Consider the following 1,045-nt stretch of genomic DNA (forward strand, 5'->3'; position numbering starts at 1 on the left):
TCGGTGGAGCGTTCGTAGATGCGGGTGGGGTGTCCGTCGAAGTCGAGGAGGTCGCGGGCGGCCTGCCAGCCGACCAGCGCGGTGCGGTCCACCTCGGGTGCCAGGGGTATGGGGTCCAGGATGCCGATGACGGTGAACCATCGGTGGCCGATCCACACTTGCCGGTCGGGTCCGTCGACGCCGAGGAGTTCGGCGGCTCGTGCGCCGAGGACGACGGTGGGGTAGCGGGAGGTGGCGGCGTTGAACCACTGCCCCCTGCCGACCCGTCCGCCGATGGTGTCGAGGAGGTCCTCGCGGGTGGCGGCGACGGTGATGCCCTTGGTTTCGCGGGGGTCGATGCGGTCGGTGCGTCGGACGCTGTGGCGGTCGAGTTGGGCGGTGGCGCTTGCGGAGGTGACGGGGCCGATGCGGCGGACCATGTCGACGGCGTTCTCGGGCAGGGGGACCTTGCCGCCGAACATGGAGTCGCCGGGTCCGGCGGAGAGCATGTTGGTGCCCAGGCTTCGGATCTGGTCCATGAGTCGGGCCTGGCTGGCGGTGCCGATGCCCAGGACGGCGACCATGGCGGCGATCCCGATGGCGATGCCCAGGCCGGACAGGACGGCGCGCATCGGCCGGCCGCGTACGCCGAGCAGGCCGACGCGCACCACGTCGAAGGGTCCCAGCCGCGCTGTGTCGGGCAGCGGCACCGGCGTCGGTCGGGTGGTGACGGTGTCCTGGCCGGTCCTCCTCATCCGGGCACCCCCACCGGCAGCGTGTTCGTCGCTCCGCTGTCCGCGTGGATGCGGCCGTCGAGGATCTCGACCCGGCGGGGCAGCGATCGGGCGATCCCGGGGTCGTGGGTGATGACGACGATGGTGGTGCCGTCGGTGTGGAGTTCGTGCAGGAGTTGCATCACCGTCGTCCCGGAGCGTGAGTCGAGTGCGCCGGTGGGTTCGTCGGCGAGGACCAGTGCGGGGCGGGCGACCAGTGCGCGGGCGATGGCGACGCGTTGGCGTTCGCCGCCGGACAATTCGCGGGGGACGTGGTCGAGTCGGCTGCCCAG

At 72.0% G+C, this 1,045-nt stretch carries 2 protein-coding genes; both read right to left on the bottom strand.

Annotated elements, in window-relative coordinates:
• Nucleotides 1–734, bottom strand: a 734-nt coding sequence (locus ACZ4FV_RS52490) for an ABC transporter permease (protein WP_465328585.1), incomplete at its 3' end; no start/stop codon positions are given.
• Nucleotides 731–1,045: ATP-binding cassette domain-containing protein (locus tag ACZ4FV_RS52495; protein ID WP_465328586.1), on the bottom strand; the 315-nt coding region annotated here is incomplete at its 5' end. The genes ACZ4FV_RS52490 and ACZ4FV_RS52495, both read right to left, overlap by 4 nt.

This window comes from Embleya sp. NPDC025285 (assembly GCF_055558835.1).